The sequence below is a fragment of the Pseudomonas sp. NBRC 111130 genome (assembly GCF_001320485.1).
In the GTDB taxonomy this organism is placed as follows: Bacteria; Pseudomonadota; Gammaproteobacteria; order Pseudomonadales; family Pseudomonadaceae; genus Aquipseudomonas; species Aquipseudomonas vlassakiae.
Genome location: NZ_BCBG01000013.1, coordinates 76,171 through 92,042, shown reverse-complemented (window position 1 = coordinate 92,042; position 15,872 = coordinate 76,171). Strand labels below are relative to the sequence as shown.

The 15,872-nt window shown below is 63.7% G+C and carries 18 protein-coding genes and 1 pseudogene; 13 read left to right on the top strand and 6 right to left on the bottom strand.

Annotated features, from left to right (window positions below):
* The first annotated feature begins 124 nt into the window (after positions 1–124).
* The 11 genes and pseudogenes from APH33_RS07460 (at position 125) to APH33_RS07415 (ending at position 9,025) form a co-directional block, all read left to right on the top strand.
* Positions 125–1,006 (top strand): Dyp-type peroxidase, encoded by an 882-nt coding sequence (locus tag APH33_RS07460; RefSeq protein ID WP_054884521.1) that lies wholly within the window; start codon positions 125–127, stop codon positions 1,004–1,006.
* 89 nt (positions 1,007–1,095) lie between these two features.
* Entirely contained in the window at positions 1,096–2,004 is a 909-nt protein-coding gene (locus APH33_RS07455) for an aldo/keto reductase (RefSeq protein ID WP_054884520.1), read from the top strand.
* A gap of 4 nt (positions 2,005–2,008) precedes the next feature.
* Positions 2,009–3,313 (top strand): NTP/NDP exchange transporter, encoded by a 1,305-nt coding sequence (locus APH33_RS07450; RefSeq protein WP_054884519.1) that lies wholly within the window; start codon positions 2,009–2,011, stop codon positions 3,311–3,313.
* A 157-nt stretch (positions 3,314–3,470) separates the two neighbouring features.
* Positions 3,471–3,596: pseudogene (locus tag APH33_RS07445) on the top strand (KGG domain-containing protein); the annotation flags it as partial.
* A 59-nt stretch (positions 3,597–3,655) separates the two neighbouring features.
* Positions 3,656–3,853 carry a hypothetical protein gene (locus APH33_RS07440; protein ID WP_054884517.1) on the top strand — a complete coding sequence of 66 codons (198 nt, stop codon included), beginning with the start codon at positions 3,656–3,658 and terminating at the stop codon, positions 3,851–3,853.
* Positions 3,854–3,871: 18 nt separating this feature from the next.
* Positions 3,872–5,200 carry an iron-containing redox enzyme family protein gene (locus APH33_RS07435; protein ID WP_054884516.1) on the top strand — a complete coding sequence of 443 codons (1,329 nt, stop codon included), beginning with the start codon at positions 3,872–3,874 and terminating at the stop codon, positions 5,198–5,200.
* The gene (locus APH33_RS07430) at positions 5,200–6,153 is read left to right on the top strand and encodes a class I SAM-dependent methyltransferase (RefSeq protein ID WP_054884515.1); all 954 of its coding nucleotides are present in this window, start codon (positions 5,200–5,202) and stop codon (positions 6,151–6,153) included. Before APH33_RS07435 ends, APH33_RS07430 begins: the two co-directional genes overlap by 1 nt.
* Before the next feature lie 4 nt (positions 6,154–6,157).
* On the top strand, positions 6,158–7,294 hold the full coding sequence (locus APH33_RS07425; RefSeq protein ID WP_054884514.1) for a carboxylate-amine ligase: 1,137 nt from the start codon (positions 6,158–6,160) through the stop codon (positions 7,292–7,294).
* A gap of 73 nt (positions 7,295–7,367) precedes the next feature.
* A complete protein-coding gene (locus APH33_RS07420) occupies positions 7,368–7,958 on the top strand; it encodes a nucleosidase (protein WP_054884513.1) in 591 nt (196 codons plus the stop codon).
* An 80-nt stretch (positions 7,959–8,038) separates the two neighbouring features.
* Positions 8,039–8,167, top strand: a complete 129-nt coding sequence (locus APH33_RS27820) for a PSPA7_2676 family Cys-rich small protein (RefSeq protein WP_262108595.1) — start codon at positions 8,039–8,041, stop codon at positions 8,165–8,167.
* 9 nt (positions 8,168–8,176) lie between these two features.
* Positions 8,177–9,025: a Ku protein gene (locus tag APH33_RS07415; protein ID WP_054884512.1), complete on the top strand. Its 849-nt coding sequence runs from the start codon at positions 8,177–8,179 to the stop codon at positions 9,023–9,025.
* A gap of 53 nt (positions 9,026–9,078) precedes the next feature.
* Here APH33_RS07415 and APH33_RS07410 read toward each other — a convergent pair whose 3' ends face one another.
* From APH33_RS07410 to ligD, 5 genes are read right to left on the bottom strand one after another with little or no spacing between them, the layout of a single operon-like run.
* Positions 9,079–9,726, bottom strand: coding sequence for a glycosyltransferase family 2 protein (locus APH33_RS07410; RefSeq protein WP_054884511.1), 648 nt, complete (start codon positions 9,724–9,726; stop codon positions 9,079–9,081).
* Positions 9,723–10,322, bottom strand: a complete 600-nt coding sequence (locus tag APH33_RS07405) for a bifunctional 2-polyprenyl-6-hydroxyphenol methylase/3-demethylubiquinol 3-O-methyltransferase UbiG (protein ID WP_054884510.1) — start codon at positions 10,320–10,322, stop codon at positions 9,723–9,725. Before APH33_RS07405 ends, APH33_RS07410 begins: the two co-directional genes overlap by 4 nt.
* Positions 10,323–10,333: 11 nt before the next feature.
* Positions 10,334–11,089, bottom strand: a complete 756-nt coding sequence (locus tag APH33_RS07400) for a PIG-L deacetylase family protein (RefSeq protein WP_054884509.1) — start codon at positions 11,087–11,089, stop codon at positions 10,334–10,336.
* Entirely contained in the window at positions 11,086–12,129 is a 1,044-nt protein-coding gene (locus APH33_RS07395; protein ID WP_054884508.1) for an acyl-CoA dehydrogenase family protein, read from the bottom strand. The genes APH33_RS07400 and APH33_RS07395 overlap by 4 nt, the downstream gene beginning before the upstream one ends.
* Positions 12,126–14,606 (bottom strand): DNA ligase D, encoded by a 2,481-nt coding sequence (gene ligD, locus APH33_RS07390; RefSeq protein ID WP_054884507.1) that lies wholly within the window; start codon positions 14,604–14,606, stop codon positions 12,126–12,128. The genes APH33_RS07395 and ligD overlap by 4 nt, the downstream gene beginning before the upstream one ends.
* 128 nt (positions 14,607–14,734) lie before the next feature.
* On the opposite strand from ligD, the gene APH33_RS07385 reads away from it, so the two are divergent.
* Together APH33_RS07385 and APH33_RS07380 are read left to right on the top strand one after the other, a co-directional pair.
* Positions 14,735–15,202 (top strand): hypothetical protein, encoded by a 468-nt coding sequence (locus APH33_RS07385; protein ID WP_054884506.1) that lies wholly within the window; start codon positions 14,735–14,737, stop codon positions 15,200–15,202.
* Positions 15,199–15,429 carry a metallothionein gene (locus tag APH33_RS07380; protein WP_054884505.1) on the top strand — a complete coding sequence of 77 codons (231 nt, stop codon included), beginning with the start codon at positions 15,199–15,201 and terminating at the stop codon, positions 15,427–15,429. The genes APH33_RS07385 and APH33_RS07380 overlap by 4 nt, the downstream gene beginning before the upstream one ends.
* Before the next feature lie 7 nt (positions 15,430–15,436).
* Here the strand turns inward: APH33_RS07380 and APH33_RS07375 are convergent, their stop codons facing one another.
* The gene (locus APH33_RS07375) at positions 15,437–15,865 is read right to left on the bottom strand and encodes a hypothetical protein (RefSeq protein WP_054884504.1); all 429 of its coding nucleotides are present in this window, start codon (positions 15,863–15,865) and stop codon (positions 15,437–15,439) included.
* Positions 15,866–15,872: the final 7 nt, after the last annotated feature.

Sequence of the window (15,872 nt, the reverse complement as noted above, 5' to 3'; positions counted from 1 at the left end):
AGTACTTGGTAACCGTTTGTTACCGGATTGCCAGTGAACCTTGCCGCACAGCGTCTGCATGCCGCGTTGCGATGGGCGCTCCGGCGCAGTAGCATTCCGCTTTTTTGCCGAGGATTAGCCTGTCATGCCGTTCCAGCAAGGTCTGCTTGCCACCCCTGTGCCGGCCCACGCCCGCCACCTGTTCTTTGCCCTGCAGTCGCCCGAGGCGTTGCCTGCCGTACTGGATGCATTGCTGCCGCAGGTGGATGGCCAGAACCTGATCCTCGGTATCGGTGCGCCATTGGTGAAAGCCTTGGGGCGTGACGTACCCGGCCTGCGCGCCTTCCCGCAGCTGGATGCCGCGGTGGAAAACCCCAGCACCCAACACGCCTTGTGGCTGTGGCTGCGCGGCAACGAGCGCGGTGATTTGCTGCTCCAGGCCCAGGCGCTGGAACAGGCGCTGGCCCCGGCACTGCGCCTGGCGGACAGCGTCGACGGCTTTTTGCACCGCGGTGGCCACGACCTTACCGGCTACCAGGACGGCACCGAGAACCCGGTGGACCTGGATGCCGTGGACGCCGCCATTCTGGCCGGCGAGCAGCCGGGGCTGGCCGGTTCCAGCTTTGCCGCCTTCCAGCTGTGGAAACATGACCTGGACTATTTCAAGTCACTGCCCCAGGCCGACCAGGACAACATCATCGGCCGCCGCCTGAGCGACAACGAAGAACTCGACGACGCGCCGGAGTCGGCCCACGTCAAGCGCACCGCCCAGGAAAGCTTCGCGCCAGAGGCCTTCATGGTGCGCCGCTCGGTCGCCTGGGCCGACAGCCGCGGCGCAGGCCTGGCGTTCGTCGCCCTGGGCCCTAGCTTCGATGCCTTCGAAGTGCAACTGCGGCGCATGAGCGGCCTGGAAGACGGCATCATCGACGGCCTGTACCGCTTCAGCCGGCCGCTGACCGGCGGCTACTACTGGTGCCCACCCATGGCTGCGGCGGGTCTGGATCTGAGCGCGCTGCTGCAGGCCTGATTACAAAACATCCAGATACAGAATCAACTGCCGGCGCAGGATAGAGCGGCTAGCCTTGGAAGTTTCCGACTTATGACGGGAGCTTTGCCATGTACAAGCGTCGCGATGTCCTACGCGCCAGTGCGGCTTTGGCGCTGGTTGCCGCCAGCCCATGGCTGCAGGCCGCCGGCCCTGGCGGATTGCTGACGCGCAAGGTCCCGAGCACAGGCGAGGCCTTGCCGGTGATTGGTGCCGGTACCTCTGGCAGCTTTGAAGTCGAGGCCGGCTCTGCCGCGTACCAGCAGCTCAAGGTGGTGCTCAAGGCGTTCTTCGATGGTGGCGGCAAGGTCATCGACACCTCGCCCAATTATGGCGGCGCCGACCGCATGCTCGGCCAGTTGCTGGAGGAGGGTGGCTGGCACAAGCAGTGCTTCATCGCCACCAAGATCGCCGCCGACAGCCAGGCCGAAGCCCAGGCGCAATGGGCCGGCACGCTCAAGAGCCTGCGTACCGACACGGTCGACCTGTTGCAGATTCACAACCTGCGCGACTGGCAAACGCAATTGCCCTACGCACGCGAGCTCAAGCAGCAGGGCAAGACCCGTTACGTCGGTATCACTCATTACCTGAACAGTGGCCACGAAGACGTGGCGCGCATCGTCCGCAGCGAGCCGCTGGACTTCATCCAGATCAACTATTCGGTGAATGCCCCGCACGCCGCACGCGAACTGTTGCCGCTGTGTCAGGACAAGGGCGTCGCCGTGCTGGTCAACCGTGCCTTCGACGACGGCCGGCTGTTCGCCAGGGTCAAGGACCAGGCCTTGCCGGCATGGGCGGCCGAGGCCGGAATCGGCAGCTGGGCGCAGCTGTTTCTCAAGTTCGCCATCAGCCATCCGGCCGTGACGACGGTCATCCCCGCGACCGGGCGTCCTGAGCGCCAGCTTGACCAGCTCAAGGCAGGGCATGAGCCTTTGCTCAGCCAGGCGCAACAGCAAGCGCTGATCAAGCAGTTCGCCTGAAGCCATGGGCAACTGGCGCAAGCGCCTGGACGAGGGGCTGAGTATCGAGCCAGGCGAGGGCCCGGCAGTCATCGCTGGGTTGTCTTTGTTCTACCTGCTGTTCACCGGCTATTTCATGCTGCGCCCGGTGCGCGAAACCATGGGTGTGGCGGGCGGTGTCGACAACCTGCAATGGCTGTTCACCGGTACGTTTGTTGCCACCCTGGCCTGCCTGCCGTTGTTCGGCTGGCTGGCCTCGAAGGTACGTCGCCGGCACATCCTGCCCTGGACTTATGGTTTCTTCGCCAGCAACCTGTTGCTGTTCGCTGTGCTGTTTGCAGTGGATCCAGAGGACGTGTGGAATGCCCGGGCGTTCTACATATGGCTGTCCGTGTTCAACCTGCTGAGCATTTCGCTGGCCTGGAGCGTGCTCACCGACCTGTTTTCCACCGAGCAAGGCAAGCGCTTGTTCGGCCTGCTGGCCGCCGGGGCCAGCCTGGGAGGCCTGAGCGGGCCGATCCTGGGCACCCTGCTGGTGGCGCCGCTGGGGCACGCCGGGTTAGTGCTTCTGGCCGGGGTGTTGCTGTTGGGCAGCGTATTCGCCTGCCTCGTATTGCAACGCTGGCGCGATCGCAACCCGTTTCCCGTAGCGAATGAACAGCCCTCATCGCGCCCGTTGGGTGGCAATCCCTTCGCTGGCGCGCTGGCCGTGCTGCGTTCGCCGTATTTGCTGACAATTGCCTTGTTCGTGACGCTGCTCGCCAGCGTCAGCACGTTCTTGTACTTCGAACAGGCTCGCATCGTCAGCGAAACCTTCACCGATCGTACCCGCCAGACCCAGGTGTTCGGCCTGATCGACTCCGTGGTGCAAGCGCTGGCGGTCCTCACTCAGGTGTTTCTCACCGGCCGCCTGGCCAGGCGCTTGGGGGTAGGGGTGTTGCTGGTGGCGGTACCCCTGGTGATGGCTGCCGGCTTCGTGTGGCTGGCCCTGGCGCCCGTATTCGCCGTCTTCGTGGTGGTCATGGTGGTGCGCCGGGCAGGTGAATACGCGCTGGTGCGGCCGGGCCGCGAGATGTTGTTCACGGTGTTGCCGGCCGAAGACAAATACAAGGCGAAGAATTTTCTCGACACCGTGGTCTACCGCGGTGGCGATGCCCTGAGTGGCTGGTTCAAACGTGGCCTGGACCTGCTGGCTGATCATCCGCCGCTGGCGATGCTGATCGGCTCTGTGCTGGCGGTAGGCTGGGCTTTCACCGGCGCCTGGCTGGGAAGGCGGCAGCGCCAGGCAGAATCGGCTGGCGCGCCAAATAATCTATCGCCGCTTATTTAACGCCGCCGGTCCGAACCCTTCGCAATAAAACGAATCCCCCGTTATGGCCGAACTCCCACCTTATGTACGGCGCAGCGCCGTGCACCTTCGAAGCCACAAGAGGTGAGAGACCATGGCCAGCAAAGAGAACAGCCGCACCGGCAGCCAGGGTGGCAACAAGAACCCAGGCAACTTCGCCAACGACCGCGAAAAAGCATCCGAAGCAGGGCGCAAAGGCGGCCAGAGCTCTGGCGGCGGGCGCAGCAGCAGTAGCGAGTCGAGCCGCAAGGGCGGCCGTTCGTAACGCAGGGTACGCGGTGCCAGGGCAACCTGGCATCGCGATTGACCGCAATGGGAGGTCCTATGCACCTGAAGCCCCTGATCGTCTTGCTTGGCAGCCTTACGCTGCTCGGCGGCTGTTTCGACCGCGACAACAACCATCCTGGCAAGGACAACGACTCGAGCAAGGCGTCGGTGCAGATGCAGCAGCATGACGAAAAACCCGCGCCGCAACCTGCTCCGGATCCAGAGCCGATGCCGCGAGATGACAAAAGCCAATGATTGCATGAGGAGCATGGCATGACGGTAATGACCCGCAACCTTGCCGCCGCCGCCGCAGCCCCGACGACGGACTGCCTGCTTAAGCGTTACCAGACCATGCTGGAAGGGTTTGATGCGTGCGCCGCCCCTTGGCTTGAAAAACAGCTCGCACGCGCCGAGCAATTGCAAGACGACCTGCCGGACTCACCGGGCCAGCTGGCTGAGTGGAGTGCGCAGCATGCCGCCCAGGTGGCCAGCGATTACGCCGCCTATCTTGCCGAACGGCAGCGTGGCGCGCCGCGGCGCTATTTCAGCAATCGCTCACAGGCAATGTGGTTTCTGCAGCAGGTGGCGCCGACCAAGGCCGTGGACGGCGCCTGGCTGCAGGGCACCTTGCAGCACTGGGCAGACCTGCGCTACCACGGCTTGATCCGCACCTATCTGGAAGAGCTGGGCAACGGCGACCCGCGCTGCAATCACGTGCTGATCTATCAGCGTCTGTTGAGCCGCCTCGGGTCGCATCCGCTGTTGCTGCCTGATGACCGTTATCTGCAAGGCGCATTGCAGCTTGCCTTGGGCCAATACAGTGAACGCTTCCTGCCCGAGGTGATCGGCTACAACCTCGGTTATGAACAGCCGCCACTGCACCTGCTGATCACCACCTATGAACTGGCCGAACTGGGCATCGATGGCCACTATTTCCAGCTACATGTGACCATCGACAACGCTGCCAGCGGTCATGCGCAGAAGTCGATAGAAGCTGTACAGCAACTGTGCCCCGCGGGTGAAGAAGCAGACTTCTATGCGCGTGTACGTCGAGGCTATCGCCTCAATGACCTGGGCATGGACACTCCCAGCCTGATTGCCAGTTTCGACCTGCACGCGCAACTGATCGCTGCGCTGGAGCAAAAGAGCCTGTACGGGCGCTTCATGCATGCCGACCGCTGCCGCTTGCAAAAGCGCACGATCAACCAGTGGCTGGCCGAGCCGGGCGCGATGCCTGCCTTTGTTGACGCCATGTGCGAGCAAGGATGGATCAGGCGCGGCGAAGACCCCAGCCAAAGCCGTTGGTGGAAGGTGATCGAAGGGCCGGCGGCACCGATGTACGGCGTGTTCACGGTTTACGAAAAGCAGCTCTGGCATGACTGGATAGCGGCTGACTGGCAAGCGCCGCTGCGCCGTGTGCAACCGGGAAGTTGGGAGCCGCACCTGGACATGGACGCAGCGCCAGGCCCGTTACCCGCCAATCAGGACATCCCTGCCCTGATCGAACGCATGCTTGGCAATCGCCATGCGTCCCCGGACGGGCTGCTGGCCACCCGGGCCTATCTGCAAGCCACCGGTCTCGCTCAGGAGGAGCCCCACTGATGATGCTGGAACCTCAACAAGCTCGCGCCGATGAGGCGCTGCTGCAACTGGGCAAACGCTTGCGTGCCGACGGTTACCGCTTTACCTGTGTGACGCCTGCCACCCATGGACGCAACAACGCGCGCGCAGGTGCCGAGCGCGCGACGACTTTGCGTGATGTGTTTGGCTGGAGCCGCCCCTTTGCGCCGTCTCTGCTGTCAGCTGATGAATTGGAGCAACTGCAGCAAGCGCAGCTACTCACCGAGGCAGAGGGTTTGCTGCGCAGCAAGGTCCGCTTCGCCAGCCTCGACGAGTTGTTGCTGGTGCATTCCGCGTACCCGACAGAGGCCAGTGATGCGGTGTTCTTTGGCCCAGACAGCTACCGCTTCGCTCAGGTCATTCATGACCATCTGCAACGCCGCCATACGCGCGTACAACACGCCGTGGACATCGGCTGTGGCAGCGGAGTGGGCGCCTTGCTCATTGCCCGGGCGGCGCAGCATGCCCAGGTCAGCGCGGTCGACATCAACCCCCTGGCTCTGCGCTACACCGCGATCAACGCTGCCTTGGCCGGGGTGAGCAACTTGTCGGTGGAACCGAGTGACGTGCTCGATGGTATTACCGGCACCTTCGACCTGATCGTGGCAAACCCTCCCTACATGCTCGATGCCGGGCAACGGACTTATCGCCACGGTGGTGGCTCGCTGGGCGCAGAACTGTCGCTGCGCATCGTCGAGCAGGCGTGTGAACGCCTCAGCGCCCACGGCTCGTTGTTGCTGTACACCGGGGTTGCCATCATCGACGGTCGAGATGCACTGCTGGAGGCCGTGCGCTTGCGCCTGGCCGGCCCGCAATGGTCGTGGAGCTATCGGGAAATCGACCCCGACGTGTTCGGCGAACAATTGGATGAAGCGGGGTATGAGCGGGTCGAGCGCATCGCCGCAGTCGCCCTGACCGTTACTCGCAATGGGTAACGCCATGACGCCGCCTTGTACGTTCGGCATAGAAGAAGAATACCTGCTGGTGGATATTTCCAGCGGCCGGGTGCCGGTGACGCCGTCATTGACCGTCACCCGGCGTTGCCGTGAGGTGTTGGGCAAGCACTTCACCGAAGAGATGTTTCGTAGCCAGGTGGAGGTGGTTTCACCGGTGCTCGCCTCAACAGGGGAGGCCCGCGAGTTCTTTACCCTGAGCCGTCATAGTCTGCAGCAAGCCCTGGCCGCAGAGGGCATTGGCCTGTATGGCGCTGCCAGTCATCCCAATGCGCCGTGGCTGAAGCACAAGCCCAGGTCCTCGGCGCACTACCGGCAGGTGTTCGACGATTACCGCCACGTCGCACGCAGGTCGCTGGTCAATGGCCTGCATATCCACGTAGGCGTGCCCGGGGGCTGCGACCGGATGCAATTGATCAATCGCCTGGTGGGCTGGCTGCCACTGTTCCTCGCATTGAGCGCATCGTCACCGCTGTGGCAGGGGCAGGAAACCGGCTACATGAGTTATCGGCGGGTGATTTGCGGCGAGTGGCCGCACATGGGGCTGCCAGAGCCGCTGGCCGACTGGGCGGCCTACGAGCGCTATCGGGCGTTGTTGCAACGCACGGGGTCGATGGCTGACGACGGTGACTTCTGGTGGGCTATCAGGCCCTCGCGACGCTTTCCGACCGTGGAGCTGCGCATTTGCGATGCCTGCCCCAACATCGAAGATGCGTTGTGCATCGCCGCGTTGTTCCGCCACCTTGTGGAACATGCCTTGGCGTATCGTCACCCGTGTGGCCCGCTGGTCCGGGAGCTTCGTTGGGTTACTCAGGAAAACTACTGGCGAGCCCTGCGTCACGGCAGGCATGCCGAATTCATTGGTATCGACGCGCAACAGCCGGTCACGGCCGAGGGCTGGCTGGCTCAGCTCGAGAGCCAGTTTCCGGTCGACACCGTGGACGCCGAACGGGGTTTCATGCGCGCCCGGCAGATCCTGCGCGATGGCAACAGTGCCGACAGGCAGTTGGCCTGCCTGCGCCAGGCCCGTGACAACGGCTTGAACCCTGCCCAGGCGCAGCGCCAGGTGATCGACCTGGTGCTGCAGCAAGGGTCATGCACAGCGGCCAGCAGCGCTGCCTGAGTTCATCGGCTTGCAATCCTTCGGGTTTGGCTGACAATGGCTGCGCATTTCGCCAGCCACCCGGACCCACTCCATGACCACACCCCTCATGCTGCATGACATCCCACTGGACGACATCCTGTTTGTCTTCGCCCTGGAAGACGAGGCGGGCAGCGCTTTCGCCGGCTGCAATGTGCTGTTCACCGGTATCGGCAAGGTTAACGCAGCGATCGCGCTGACCCAGGCACTGCAGCGCCAGCGCCCGCGTCTGATCGTCAACCTTGGGTCGGCGGGCAGCCAACGTTACGGCAAGGGCCAAGTGGTGTGTTGCAACCGCTTCGTACAGCGCGACATGGACGCGACACCCCTCGGCTTCGCCCGCTATGAAACGCCGCTTTCGCAGCTGCCAATCGTGCTCGAGCATGGTCTGGTACAGCCTGGTGTGCCATTGGGCGTGTGCGGCAGCGGTGACAGCTTTGAGACCGGTCATGGCGAAGCGCCCTACGACGTGGTCGACATGGAGGCCTATGTGCTGGCCCGGATCGCCCGCGACGAGGGTATCGGGCTGCTCTGCCTGAAATACATATCCGATGACGCGGGCAGCGATGCTGCCGGCGATTGGGCGGTGCAGGTTCATCTGGCGGCCGAAGCCTTGAAACGTGTGCTGTTCAGCCAGTCGCACTGAGGCGCAACTGGAATAAACCTTCCGCACCTCCCGCAGTCAGTTGATGAAAGGGCCCGGCATTTTGGGCAGGGAGGTGACGGATGAGCATTATCTGCTTGCTGCGTGGTTGCCATTGGCGCGCCATGCCTGAGGTGAAAATTTCCGGGTTGCAGTGCCATTGCTGCGAGCGCTGCGGTACGCTGCGCTACTGCCAGCCCGGCCAACCGTAGGAGGCGCTCATGGCCAGGGCTATCTGGAAAGGCGCTATCAGCTTCGGCTTGGTGCATATCCCCGTTTCGCTCAACACCGCCGTGCGCACCGAGCGAGTCGATTTCGACTGGCTCGACAAGCGCAGCATGGAGCCGGTGGGCTATAAGCGGGTGAACAAGGTGAGCGGCAAGGACATCGACAAGGAAAACATCGTCAAAGGCGTGGAATACGAAAAAGGCCGTTATGTGGTCATCAGCGAAGACGAGATTCGCAAGGCGCGCCCCGAAGCCACCCAGACCATCGACATCTTCTCGTTCGTCGAAGCCAGCGAGATTCCGCTCCAGCACTTCGATACCCCTTACTACCTCAGCCCGGACAAACGCGGCGGCAAGGTATACGCGCTGTTGCGCGAGACATTGGAAAGTACCGGCAAGGTCGCCTTGGCCACGGTCGTGCTGCATACGCGTCAGCACCTGGCACTGCTGCGCCCGCTTGACCAAGCGCTGGTGATGATCACCCTGCGCTGGCCCGAGGAAGTGCGTGGGCTGGAAACGCTGGAGCTGGACAAGAGCGTGACCGACAGCAAGCTGGACAAGCGTGAGCTGGACATGGCCAAGCGGCTGGTGGAGGACATGAGCGGGCCCTGGACGCCCGATGAGTACCACGACGCTTTTCGCCAGACCATCATGGACCTGGTTGAAGAGAAGGCCAGCAAGGGCAAGATCGCCGTGGTCGAGAAGGGCGAGGGTGGGGCCGCCGAGAAGGGTGCCGACATCATCGATCTGACCGAGCTGCTCAAACGCAGCCTGGGTGGCAAGGCAACGAAGAAGGCAACCGCTGAGAAGAAACCCGCCAAGCGCCCGCGCAAAGCCTCCTGAATGCTGTCCCGGCCGGTTGACGGGCTCACCCGTGAACAGGTCGGGACAGGCAGCTACAGACTCGCCAGGTAGTCCCCGAAACCTTCCCGTGCCCGACTGTCGATGCGGCTACTGGTGGCCACGCTGTGCCTGGCAGTCCAGACGATCTGTGCGCCCTCAGCCTCAAGATCACGCACCAGCTGCACATCTTCATGTGCCGCCAGCGGCTGAAAGCCGCCAACCCGCTCATAGGCGCGCGCGCACACACCCAGATTGGCGCCATGGATGTGCCGATGGCCTTCCCGTGCCTCATAGCGGCTGAGGTACAGCTTACGCAGTGCCGCCCGTTGCCAAGGCTGCCAGCGGGCGATATGCACCGTGCCGCACACCACTTCGGCCGCACACGCCAACTGCGACAGCAGCCAGTGCGCCGGCACCTGGCTATCGGCATCGGTACAGGCCAGCCAGCTGGCACCGCGTTCGAGCATCCAACGGGCCCCCAAGCGGCGCGCCATGCCGACACTTCCCGCCTCGACCTCCAGCGCATCCACACCATAGCGGGCGGTCACCCGGGCACTAGCATCGACACAGCGGTCCAGCACCACCAGCACACGTACCGTATGGCCAGCCTGTTCGGCCAAGGCAACGGCGGCCGCCATTGCGGTCAGGCAACGCCCCAGGCGCCGCGCTTCGTTATGCGCGGGGATCACCACGCCGATCATGGGCAGGTCTCATCCAGGTCGACCACGCTGGGCTGGCATGACCAGTACTCAAGCATGAAGTCGGCCTCTTCATGGCGATAAACCGAAAACAGTGGCAAGTGCTTGGCCAACAACTGGTGCACTTCCCGACCATCCTGCGGGCAACCGGCGATTGGATGCTTCCAGTGACAGGCCAGCAGTCCGCCGTCATAGCTCAGGCTGGCGACCGATTGCTCGATCACCTGCAGCCAATCGGTGGGGTCCAGGTAGTACCCGACCTCGCTCAGCACGATCAGGTCGAAGCGCCCTCCAGGCCAGTCACCCGGTAGCCTGGCTTGTTCTACCGAGGCATTGCGCACCTCGGCCAGGCGTTGGCGGGCCAGCTGCACAGCGGTGGGGTCGAGGTCCTGGCACAGCAGCTCCGCACAGCGCTCAGCCAGCAGCGCACTCAGTTCGCCATTGGCGCAGGCAGGCTCGAACACCCGTTGATAGCATTGACGCGGCAGGCTGGCCATCACCAGCTCGCGTTTGCGTTTTTCATACCACCGGGTGCGAAATGCCCAGGGATCTTCGGTAGCGGCATACAAATCGGCGAAATACTGCGCATCGAGGCTCATGACTACTCCGTTTACAGGAACACCAGTTCGAAAGGTTGCAGCAGGCACTCCTGCAGGTGCGCAGGCAGCACCGCAGGCTGCGCGCCGTCTGGTACCAGCTGGCTGACATGGGCGGCGAGCGCCTTGCGTTTGCGTGCCAGGCTGGCTTCGCCGAGTTGCACCCGGTGGGCGCGGGGCCAGGGCAGGCGCGGGTCATCCGGTTGCGCCCAATGCCAGGCCCAGACCGGCACTTCTATCAGCTGCGCGTTGCGCGCCAGAGCGGCCTGGGCTGCTGCTCGGCCAACCGCTTCGTGGTCGCAGTGGCCATCGCCTCGCCAGGTCGCCATCAACAGGTCGTCGGGGCGCAGGCACTGGGACAGGTGGTTGGTGAGAAACGCTTCTTCACGGGGCAGGCCGCCATCTTTGAGGTTGAGCCTGCGCCATTCCAGGCGGTTGGGGTCCAGGTCAAGCTGAACCAAGGCCTGCCGGCTCTCCAGTGGCCGTTGACGGCGCAGGCGATGCTCGCTCCACTGCGCCGAGCCCGGGTGGCTGCCTTCGCCATCGGTTGCGGAAATGATCAGCAGATCAGCCTCACGGCCGCGAAAGTGGGTAAGCAGGCCGCCCGCCATCAGGATCTCATCATCCGGGTGCGGTGCGACCAGTACCAGCCGGCGCCCAGGTGGGCAGAGCTGCTGCGGGGACATCCAGGTGGCACGGGCCAGGTGGGCCGCGTGTTGCCAGGCAGACCACGGCGTACCGCTGCTGGCCTGGATCAGGTCTTCACTCATAGTTGCCAAGCTCCTGCCGGCACCTGTGCTACCTGTTGGCCCAGCGCGGCGAGGTCCCGTTCGGCATGGCTCTGACGCAGGTAGACCGGCAGGTCGGCACTGAGGCGGGCGAAATGACTGTTGCGGCAAAATGGGCTCGCGCCCAGCGCCCGGCCGACGTGGTTGATGACGTGGTCGACCGCCTGCTCCACTTGGGCGCGGGTGCGGCGCACTTCGAAACTGGCATCCGCGTCGGGGTGCTGATCGATCCATTGCGCACATTCGCGCAACGCGGCGCGGGCGCCATACAAGGCGGCATCGACCGCGCCGAGGTGGGCCTGGGCATGGACGTCGGGGTGCGGGTTGCGACAGTAGGCGCGCAGATAATCCGCAAGAGCTTCCGCTGCACCGTACCAACAGGCGGCAATACCGGCGCCGCCATGCCAGAACCCCGGGCGCGACAGGTATTGCCCGGGGCGGCCGATGGCAGTGCCAGGGGAGTTGTCGAAGGTCACTTCGATGCTGGCGGTAGTGCCCATGCCCACTGCCTGCCAGCTTTCGATGTTCAGCCCCTGGCTGGGTTGCGACAGTTCGATGGCCACCAGTTGCGGCTGGTCTCCCTCGGCCCAGGCGGTAATCAACGCCCGGTCGATCTGCAACGCACCTGAACACCAGGCCTTGCGGCCGGCCAACCGCACGCTGTCACCCTCACGCGCCACGATCTGCGCGCGCGCTTCGGGCGGCTCAGCAGCCCAGACGCCCCATATGCCGTCGGCGACAAGGTGGGCGGCCCCGCATTCGGCCAATATCGCCATCGCGTCGGTATGCCCTTCATACAACTTGGCCAAGGCCAGGTCGCACCCTGCCACCCGGGCCAGGGTCTGCCAGCGCTGCAAGGTGCTGCCCTGACCAGGCAATGGCAGCAGGTCCAGCTGATCGGCGCGTAACGCCTGAATCAATTGCGGCAGCTGCGTGTCGAGGTTCAAGGGTTGTGGTCGCTCGCAGAAGTCGCGAAGCAAACGATCGAGGTTGTTCAGGTCGAAATCCTGGATGATGCTCATGCCAGCCCCATTTTCTTGCGCATGCCTGCGGTGATGTTTTGGCGGGTCTTGCCCATCTGCGCCCATGGGTCGTCCACCTCGGCCAGGCGTTCGCGCAGGTTGCCGATGTGCCATTGGTTGGCGCCCTTGAGCTGGCCCAGTTCCTCACGCCAGATCGGTACCGAAACCGGCAGCCCCTCCCGCGCCCGCAACGAGTAGGCGCAGACGGTAGTGGCACCCTTGCCGTTGCGCAGGTAGTCGATGAAGATCTTGCCGACCCGATTCTTGGGCCCTGATACGGCACTCAAGCGGTCGGGGAACAACTTGGCCAGGTAATTGACGATGGCGTGGCTGAAATCCTTGACTTCATCCCAGCCGGCACGCCGTGTCAGCGGCACCACCAGGTGCATGCCTTTGCCGCCGCTGGTTTTCAGAAAGACCTTGAGCCCGAGCTCGTCGAGCAGGGTGAGCGTCAGTTGCGTGGCCTCGAGCATGGCTTTCCACGGCAGCGCAGGGTCGGGGTCGAGGTCGAGCACGAAGCGGTCAGGCTTGTCGAAGTCCTTGTCGGTACCGTTCCAGGTATGCATCTCCAGCATGTTCATCTGTACGGCGCCGAGCAATGTGTCGGGGCGATTGATGACCATTGCCGCCTGGCCAGCCTCGGCCTTGTCATAACTGACCACGTTCGGGATGTGCAACTGGCCGGCGTTTTTCTGGAAGAACAGCTCGCCGCCCAGGCCATCGGGGGCGCGCACCAGTGCGACCGGGCGGCCCTTGAGCTGCGGCAGTATCCACTGGCTGACTGCCGCATAGTACTCGGCGACCTGGCGTTTGGTGGCACCCACAGTGGGGTCGATGACGCGGTCAGGGTGGGTCAGGCGCAGTTCACCGAGGTCGTCCGGCAGCTCGGCTTGCTTGCGTTTGGGTACGCTCTTGCCAGGCATGGCGCGCTCCAGGTCGATGTCGGTGGCTGGCTTGTCGTCGCGCAGCCCGTGGAATACCGAATGGCGCACCACGCCGTCGCGGGTCATCTGGGCATAGGCAACTTCAGCCAGCAACTGTGGCTTCAGCCAATGTACGCTGCGCGCCTCGGCCCCGGTAGGCGGCTTGGGCAGGGCAGGCTTGTCGATCTCCAGGGGTTTGAGGCGGGCAAGGATGCTGTCCAGGGTGGTGGCGCTGAAGCCCGTACCGACCTTGCCGGCGTAGCGCAACTCGCCGCTGTCGTCGTCATGCAACGCCAGCAACAACGCGCCGAAGCCGGTGCGGCTGCCCTTGGGGTCGGTGTAGCCGACAATCACGAATTCCTGGCGTTGCTTGCACTTGAGCTTGACCCAGTCGGCACTGCGCCGGCCGACATAGGGGCTGTCGGCGCGCTTGCCGATGAGGCCCTCGAGTTCCAGCCGACAAGCGCTGTCGAGCAACGAGTCGACAGGCTGGTCGAAATCCTGCGAGTACCTGAGCAGCTCCGATTCACTGTGCTCGAGCAAGCGGCGCAAGGCCTCACGCCGTTCCTGCAAGGGCACCTTGCGCAGGTCCTGATTGCCTAGATACGGCAGGTCGAAAACGTAGTAGCAGATCTGTTCATCACGCTCGGTATCGAAGGCGTTCTGCAGGGCCTGGAAGTCGGCCTTGCCGTTTTCGTCGTTGACCACCATCTCGCCATCGAGCCAGGCGCGATCCACCCCCAATGCCCGCAGCGCCGCGACTTGCCCAGGCATCTTGGCCGTCCAGTCGTGGCCATTGCGGGTGAACAGGCGGACATCGTCACCGTCTATCCGGGCAAGTATGCGATAACCATCGAATTTCACTTCATAGTGCCAGTCACCCGCTGGCGGCGAGTCGACCAGGGTTGCCAGCTGGGGTTGCAGTCGATCGGGCAGCGCCGCCTTGACCGCGCTGCCGGCGCGCTTTTTGGCCGGCTTTGCAGGCGCAGCACGCGGATGCAGGGTGCGATCGCTGATGACGCTGTCCGGTTGCGCCTCGACGATGCGGTAGTCGTCTTCGCTGCGGGCTTCGCCGTCGTGGGACTTGACCAGCATCCATTGCTCTTTCTTGCCCGCCAGGTGGGTGCGAAAGAGGTTCCATACGCCCGCCAGCTTCTCACCCTGCAAGCGAAAGCGCAGCTTGCCCTTGGCATAGGCCTGCCGAGGATCGCCTTCGGGCTCCCATACCCCGCGGTCCCAGACGATGACATCGCCGGCACCGTAGTGCCCCTCCGGGATATGCCCCTCGAAGTCGGCATAGTCCAGCGGGTGATCCTCGACGTGAACCGCCAGGCGCCGCACCTTTGGATCGAGCGAAGGGCCTTTGGGTATCGCCCAGCTCTTCAGGGTGCCGTCCAGTTCCAGGCGGAAGTCGTAGTGCAGGTGGCTGGCATCATGCTTTTGTATGCAGAACTGCAGTGCGTGAGCGCGTTTGCCTCGGCCTCCCTTGCCGCTGGGCTCGGGCGTGGCGTTGAAATCGCGCTTGCGCTCGTATTCTTCGAGAGGTTTGGCCATGGCGGGCTCCGAATCATCCGCTGTCTGTAGGTTGGGAGATGGCCAGTCGCCCGGTAGTTCAAAAAAACTCTGAATCATCCGCAGCTTGGCGCAGTCGACCGCACGTAAGCCACAGAAGGAGAGCCGATATGTCCGGACCAGATGACCCCAAGCCATACACCCCGACTGAGATCGATGACACGCAAGACCGCATGGGCAGTGTCCATGAGCTGGACTTCAGTGACCGCAACGACGACCGCGTGGGCCGGGTAGGTGACGAGCGGCCTGCACAGGAGGTCGACCAGGAGTTTCCCCCCCGGCGCGTTGCCGAAAGTGGCATGAGCGGAGGGGAAGCGTTGAGCGACAGCTTGCACGAAGACAATGTCACCTATGACGACCTGAGCCCTGACACGCTGCTGGACGAAACCGGTGCCCGCGACCCCCGTGAACCGGGTGATGACAGCGGGCCTGCGGACCAGACCCTGCGTCATGTGGATGCCGAGGAGATCGGCGGTGGCATTGGCCTCGATGAAGCGGAGCTGGCGCGCTCCGCGCCGTTGGACGGCGAGCCGTGGACAGACGACGTCATAGACGATGAACAGGGGAAAACACCATGAACGAGCAACGTTGTGCCTGCAACCATTGCAGTTGCACTGTCGACGCCAACGCCGTGCAGCAGGGCGGCAAAGCCTACTGCTGCGAAGCCTGTGCCAGCGGCCACCGCAATGGCGAGCCCTGCCGGATGGCCGATTGCAAATGCGGCGATATGGAGCAGCCGAAGGAGACCAACGTCGACAATGCCCTGGATGAGACCTTTCCGGCCAGCGACCCGATCTCACCCTGACGGCGGGTCAATGGGTTTGCCAGATGCCTTCGTTACGCTCGCAATCGGCCCGGGCCTGGCCAAGGCTCGGGGTGTCGTAATAGTAGGTAATCACCCTGGCATCCTTGGGCAGGGCCGGCCTCGATGAAGGCTGGTCCTGCCCGGCCGCTTTGGGATTGGCCAGGGTTTCCTGGGTCAACGGCGCAATGCAGCTGCCCACGCTGCCATCGGCACAACGCGCCACCTTGTGTTTTTCCGTGCTGAGCATGTCCTTGCTCTCGTTGCTGCACGACCAGTTGATGGCTTCGGCGGGCATGTTGCTGAAGCTGTAGCAGGTACGCTGCTCGACGGGCTTCACCGCCTCGCTGGAAGAGCGGGTCAGCACATCGCAAGCCTCTGCGAAGGCTTCGCCGTTGGCCAGGCTGACGAGCATCAGCATCATTGCAGGAACGCGCATGATTACC